The following is a 5,227-nucleotide window of genomic DNA, read 5'->3' on the forward strand; positions in this document are numbered from 1 at the left end:
AGCGCTTCCTCGTCGTCTTCATTCCCGTACCAGTCCTTCAGGTCAGGAGTAGCTTAACACCCTGTCCAGAAAACCGGCACCACCTCATCGCGAATGTCGCCGACGCTCTCGCCCTTTTTGAGTAGGTCGAAATACCAGTTGCCGTCGGCGGTATCGCCGTACAGCACCGCGCCGACGATCCGGTCGTCCTTGACCACGACGCGCTTGTAGATGCCACGGCTCGCGTCGCGCAGCACGATATCCTCCGCGCCGTCCCCGCCGCCGAAATCGCCCGCCGAAAAGACGTCCAGCCCGGCGACCTTCAGCTTGGTCGCGGTGGCGGTGGGGCGATAGCCGCTGGGGCTGCCGGTCAGTCCGTCGGCCAGGCTGCGGCACATGTCCCAGAGCGGCGCGACCAGGCCATAGACCTGTCCGTCATGCTCGACGCACTCGCCGACCGCCAGGATGCGCGGGTCGCTGGTGACCATATGGTCGTCCACCTTGATCCCGCGCCCGACATCGAGTCCCGCCGCGCGGGCCAGCGCGACCGAGGGGCGGATGCCGACCGCCATGACGACCAGGTCGGCGGCGATCTCGCGCCCGTCCTTCAGGCGGATCGCCTCCACCTTGCCGTCGCCCAGGATCGCAGCGGTGTCCGCGCCGGTGAGCACGGTCTGGCCACGCGCCTCCAGCGCCTGTTTCAGCAGCCAGCCCGCCGCCTCGTCGAGCTGCCGCTCCATCAGCGTCGGCATCAGATGGAGGACGGTGACGCTCATGCCCCGGAGCGACAGGCCATGCGCCGCCTCCAGCCCCAGCAGACCGCCGCCGATCACCACCGCGCTGCCACCCCGCTCGGCGGCGGCGAGCATATGCTCGACATCCTTCATGTCGCGGAAGCTGATGACGCCGGGCAGGTCGTGGCCGGGCACCGGGATGATGAACGGGTCGGAGCCGGTCGCGATCAGCAGCCGGTCATAATCCAGCACCATGCCGCTCTTGGCGGTGACGGTGCGGCCCACGCGGTCGATCGCGGTGACGGGATCGCCGCTGACCAGCGTGATGCCGTTATCTTCATACCAGTCGTGGCCGTTGATGACGATCTCGTCGAACGTCTTCTCCCCCGCCAGCACCGGCGACAGCATGATCCGGTTGTAGTTCACCAGCGGCTCGGCGCCGAAGATGGTGACGCGGTAACGGACGGGATCGTGGGCCAGCAATTCCTCGACCGCGCGGCATCCGGCCATGCCGTTGCCGACGACGATCAGATGTTCGCGGGTATCGACCTTGGCCGGGATCAGGACTTCGTGTTTCATCGGTTCGATCCGTCGAAGAGGAAAAGCATCAGATCCGCACGCCCTCGGCTGCGCCCCAGCTGCGACGCCAGCGCGTCTTGACCAGCATCAGGCCCGCCAGCGCGACCAGGGCAAGGGCTGCGAAGATCAGGAACCCGCCCGAAAAGCTGCCCGTCCACTGCTTGGCGAAACCCAGCGACGAGGCGAGGTAGAAGCCTCCAATGCCGCCCGCCATGCCGACCAGGCCGGTCATCACGCCGATTTCGGCGGCGAAACGCTGCGGCACCAGCTGGAACACCGAGCCGTTGCCGACCCCGAGCGCCAGCATGGAGAGGACGAACAGCGCCAGCGAGGCCGCGAACCCGTCGACCATCGCCACGCCCGTCAGCGTGACGGCGGCGGCGGCGAACACGCCGAGCAGCGCCTTCACCCCGCCGATCGCATCGGCCAAGGCGCCACCCATGGGCCGCACCAGCGACCCGGCAAAGACGCAGGCCGCCGTCGCATAACCCGCCTGCACCGGGGTCAGCCCGAAACGGTCGGTGAAATAGATGGGCAGGCTGGCGGCCAGACCCACGAACCCGCCGAAGGTGACGGCATAGAAGCCCATCAGCCACCAGGCATCGGCCTGTTTCAGGGGCGCGAGATACTCGACCAAGCGGCGGGGCGGGGGTGCGCCCGGCGCGTCCTTGGCCATCACCATATAGGCGAAGAAGACGAGGGTGAGCGGCAGGCAGGCCAGCCCCAGCACCGCGTTCCAGCCGAACAGCTTGGCCAGCGCGGGCGCGAACAGGGCGGCCAGCACCGTGCCCGAATTGCCCATGCCCGCCAGACCCATCGCCTTGCCCTGATGCTCGGGCGGATACCAGCGGCTGGCGAGCGGCAGCGCGATGGCGAAGCTCGCTCCGGCAAAGCCCAATATGACGCCCAGCGTCAGCGTGCCGCCAAAGCTGTTCACCCCCAGCACCCAGGCCGCGAACAGGCCGCCGATCACGATCAACTGGCTGATCGCGCCCGCGCGCTTCGGCCCGATCCGATCGACCAGCAGCCCGTTGACGACCCGCAGCACCGCGCCCGCCAGCGTCGGCACCGCGACCATCACGCCCTTTTGCGCCGGGGTCAGGCCCAGGCTGGCGGAAATCTGCGGCGCGAGCGGGCCGAGCAGCACCCAGACCATGAAGGCCAGATCGAAGTAGAGGAATGCCGCGATCAGGGTCGGCGTGTGGCCGCTCGCCCAGAAGCCACCGTCATCCGCCGCTTTCGCCTTTTCGGTGTCGTCCCAGAATGCCGTCGCCATCGTGCCGCCTCCATGGGGCTCAGGGCCCAAAACGAAAAAAGCCGCCAGGACGCGGGGCCCTTGCGGGTCGCATCCTGGCGGCTTCGTTGCCTCCAAGCGGAATATGGGGACCGCCCCGCTTCCGCCAGCGCACCACCCCATCGTTGGAGCGGAGATCGCTGCTATCTCGTGCCCGACGCCATTGCCGAACGAACCGAAAATTGCCTGATTCGTGGGTACGGCGCAAGAGGTTTTCGCAAGCGCAGCAAATTCATCCTCCCCGGCACGGGGTGGGGGACCAGCGAAGCTGGTGGAGGGGGATCACTACAGGGGATGCACTTGGCGGAAGCCCCCTCCACCACCGCTATGCGGCGGTCCCCCTCCCCATGCTGGGGGGATCGTTATGGCAGTCCCGCCAGATACCCCGGAATATCATCCGGGTCGAAGGCGCGCCCGTCGAAGAACCGGTCGCTGCCCAGCACCAGCCGCCCTTGCGTCGCCCCCGCCCCGATCGGCTCCGCCAGCGCCCCCTCCAATTTGGAACTGGCGCCCGGCAGCGGCGCGCCCGATCCCGCCAGCGCGGCGCGGTACAAGTCGGGCCGGAACACGCCTTGCGCGGTGGCCGCGTCACCCGCCGAAAAGGACAGCCCCTCCCACCGTACCATCTGCGCATAGAGCCAGCCCGCCTGGCTACGCCAAGGAAAGTTCGCCGCCTCGCGATACTGGAACATGAAGTCGGGATAATGGACCGGCTCGCCACCGGGCACGACGCGGATGCGATCAGTGATGGCGCGCAGGATCGCATCGACCGGCGCGTCCAGATATTCAGGCCGCGACAGGATCTCCGCGTTCTGTTCGACCGTCCCGGGATCGACGAAATGGGCCGCTGCGGCATGCAGCGCGCGGATCAGCCGCAGCACCGCGTCGCGCCGTGCCTCCGCCTGCTCGGCACGCATCGCCAGCACTTTTTCCACGCCACGCCGCCAGATCTGCGCGGTAGCCAGCGCGATCCGCCCTACCCCGCGATCGACCGCGATCGAATTCCACGGCTCGCCGACGCAGATGCCGTCCACCTCCCCCGCCGCCAGCGCATCGGCGGCGAAGGGCGGGCTGGTCACCACGATATCGACATCCACATCCGGCCGAATGCCGACCCCCGCCAGCCAATAGCGCAACATGTAATTGTGGCTGGAATGACGGTGCACCACGCCGAAGCGCAACCGCTGCCGCGCCGCCACCTCGCGCAAGGAAGCCCCCACCGCGATCGGATCGCCCAGCCCCTCGCCCAGCCCGCACGCCTCGCCCAGCACGGTCGAAACGGTGATCGCATTGCCGTTTAGGCCCAAGACGAAGGGCACCGCCATCGGCACCGCCGGACGATCGCGGCCCAGCGTGGTGGCAATGGCGAGCGGCGCGACCATATGCGCCGCGTCGGTATGTCCATAGAGCAACCGGTCGCGCACCGCCGCCCAGGTGACGTCGCGGACCATCTCGATCGCCACCCCCTGTTCTTCCGCAAAGCCCAACTCGCGCGCCAATATCGGCAGCGCGGCGTCGACCAGCGGCACGAAGCCGATGCGGAACCGGTCGACACTCACCGCACATCTCCCATCATGGCGTCGCTGGTCACGATCGCCTCGGCCACCTCGGCTATCCGCCGGTTGGACTGCATCGCATGGCCGCGCAGCAGCGCATAGGCGGCCGGCTCGTCGATCCCGCGGCGGCGCATCAGGATCGCCTTGGCCCGGTCGATCGTCTGGCGGTCGGCCAGCGCCGTCCTGGCCTCCGCCAGTTCAGCCTGGAGCCGCGAAAAGGCCTGGAAGCGCCGGATTGCGACGTCGAGCACCGGCTTGATCCGTTGCTTGGCCAGTCCGTCGACGACATAGGCCGACACCCCCGCGTCGACAGCTGCCAGTGCGCTTTCGGCATCCGACTGATCGACGAACATCGCGATCGGACGGTCGAGCGCGCGCGACATGGCGAAGAAATCCTCCAGCAGGTCGCGGCTGGGGTTTTCTAGATTGATCAACACGACTTGCGGGGCGCAGGCCTCGATCTGCCGCGCGAGCGGCCCGCACGGATCGATGACGACCTGATCCTCCAGACCCGCCTCACGCAGCCCCTCGGCGATGATCGCCGCACGCGTGGAACTCGTATCGATGATCGCTATCCTCACAAGGGCGAGACCCTACAGGGCGACGGCACGACGCGAAAGCATTTCGGAGAAGGCGATGGGCAGGCCAGCCATTCGCGTGATGTTGGGTGCAACGTTCAGCACTTACTTTGAACGCCTTACACAGGCGTTCTCGGCGGGGCTGCCTCTACCTCACGAGGTGTCGCTAACTTCAGAAGATGCTGAGGGCCTTTAATTCGCCCTCTGTCGTCAATCCCCGCCCACGCCTCTCATCCCGCAGGCCGCGCTGGACTCAGAAGCAAGGCACTGTCGCCCCTTCGAGGGCCGGTCTTCCGTTGAAGTGGATGAAGAAACGAGGGCGCGTGATGCAGCCCGCGCGCGGTATCGCCGGGCGGCTGGGCCACAAACGACTACGCTGCCCTGTGGGGCGGCGTTGTGTCGTTAGGGGATTGTATGGTTGCGGGGGCAGGATTTGAACCTGCGGCCTTCAGGTTATGAGCCTGACGAGCTACCGGGCTGCTCCACCCCGCGGAGGTGGGGGAGATT

Annotated in this window: 3 protein-coding genes, 1 tRNA gene and 1 pseudogene; all 5 read right to left on the reverse strand. The window is 67.5% G+C overall.

Annotation, left to right across the window (positions count from 1 at the left end; all coding sequences use genetic code 11):
• Positions 1-77: 77 nt before the first annotated feature.
• Positions 78-1,292 (reverse strand): annotated as a pseudogene (locus tag ACQKJZ_RS17855) (NAD(P)/FAD-dependent oxidoreductase); the annotation flags it as partial.
• A 28-nt stretch (positions 1,293-1,320) separates the two neighbouring features.
• Positions 1,321-2,568, reverse strand: a complete 1,248-nt coding sequence (locus ACQKJZ_RS17860; protein ID WP_427732868.1) for a nitrate/nitrite transporter — start codon at positions 2,566-2,568, stop codon at positions 1,321-1,323.
• A 380-nt stretch (positions 2,569-2,948) separates the two neighbouring features.
• Complete coding sequence (locus ACQKJZ_RS17865) at positions 2,949-4,145, reverse strand: ABC transporter substrate-binding protein (protein WP_427732870.1); 1,197 nt, start codon at positions 4,143-4,145, stop codon at positions 2,949-2,951.
• Entirely contained in the window at positions 4,142-4,723 is a 582-nt protein-coding gene (locus ACQKJZ_RS17870; protein ID WP_427732872.1) for an ANTAR domain-containing response regulator, read from the reverse strand. Before ACQKJZ_RS17870 ends, ACQKJZ_RS17865 begins: the two co-directional genes overlap by 4 nt.
• A 412-nt stretch (positions 4,724-5,135) precedes the next feature.
• Positions 5,136-5,212 (reverse strand) — tRNA-Met (locus ACQKJZ_RS17875).
• Positions 5,213-5,227 lie beyond the last annotated feature (15 nt).

This window comes from Sphingomonas sp. NPDC019816, from assembly GCF_050274375.1.
GTDB lineage: Bacteria > Pseudomonadota > Alphaproteobacteria > Sphingomonadales > Sphingomonadaceae > Sphingomonas.